Source organism: Marinobacter segnicrescens (assembly GCF_900111555.1).
In the GTDB taxonomy this organism is placed as follows: Bacteria; Pseudomonadota; Gammaproteobacteria; order Pseudomonadales; family Oleiphilaceae; genus Marinobacter; species Marinobacter segnicrescens.
The window spans coordinates 1-1,191 of record NZ_FOHZ01000079.1; the positions used below are offsets into that span (position 1 = coordinate 1).

1 protein-coding gene is annotated in these 1,191 nt (G+C 50.8%); it reads right to left on the minus strand.

Annotation, left to right across the window (positions count from 1 at the left end; genetic code table 11):
* Positions 1-26: 26 nt before the first annotated feature.
* Complete coding sequence (locus tag BM036_RS19700; protein WP_143066684.1) at positions 27-1,160, minus strand: tetratricopeptide repeat protein; 1,134 nt, start codon at positions 1,158-1,160, stop codon at positions 27-29.
* Between the last annotated feature and the right edge of the window lie 31 nt (positions 1,161-1,191).

The window sequence follows — 1,191 nt, forward strand, 5'->3', positions numbered from 1 at the left end:
GCTGCTGGCTTGGGCACAATGGGAACCTATTTTTGCTGATCGATAGCCTCATTATAACCAATATGAGTCAGCGAATTAACCGAACGGCACACTAGACAGTATCCGTAGTGCCCTCCAGCGAGATCGTAGGCCATCCGAAAACAGCGCTCCGCTTCTAGCCAGTTGCCCTCATCCTGTGCCCAGTGTCCAAGGCGATCCCACAAAAACGCGGCTTCTTCCGTATTATCAATGTGCTTTATATGCCTAACAAACTTATCCAGAAACTCCATGTAGGTTTGGCCTATATCTTGGCCTTCCGCCCGTAAATATAAGGTAGCCAATAACATCTCGCGACGACCTCCAGATGTATCAGGATGAGCGTCTACATAGCGATGCCAGAACCCTTGCGCCTGACGCGCATTTTCAGCCGTAGCCCGACCGAAACTAGCTACTAGCCGCGCAAAAAACGGCCAAACCCATGGCTCGCGGTCGGCCTGGGCAAGAACATTGTTAATTTCGCGGAACGCAGCAATCCCCTCACCCATGTTGAAAAGAACGTTAGCTCGCCAACCCGCAACTCCAGCTGCTTTAGCATATATAGGATCTGTGAAGACGGCCTGATCCAGATGCTCAAGAGCGCTCTTCCACTCGCCCTTACGCACGTAGAATTGGGCTAAGGCATAATGGGCTTCAGGAAGGAGAGGATTCATTCGCAAGGCTTCACGATAGTGGTTAACTGCTCGCACCTCATCTCCGAGCCGCTCAAAGCTCGTCCCGAGATTCTTATGGCCTTGGGATGCCAGACTTAACGAATTTGCGAATGCAGGTTCGAGCAACGCTGCCTTATAAGCCTCTGTGGCGCAATCCTCCCGGCCGAGCGCCGAGTAGGCATTACCGATTGTGTAATGCAGGCTTCCCTGCTCGTAGCGCCCACTACTAAGCTGCCTCTTAAAATGGATCACTGCTGCTTCGATCCGATCAGGAAACCGGCTTCTCTCAGACATGCCCAAGTTAATTTCTGACATATAAGCGCAGCCCATGGCATCGTCTTCTGGTCCAAGCACGGCCATGAATCGGTCAAAGGCGGCACTAATTTCCTCATCAGCATCTTGGTCATATACTAACCCGAAATAAAGTAAGCGAACATCATCCAGAGATATAAGCCAGGTCCGGATGACCAAAAAACGATTTCAATAGCTTTGGCAATTTCTG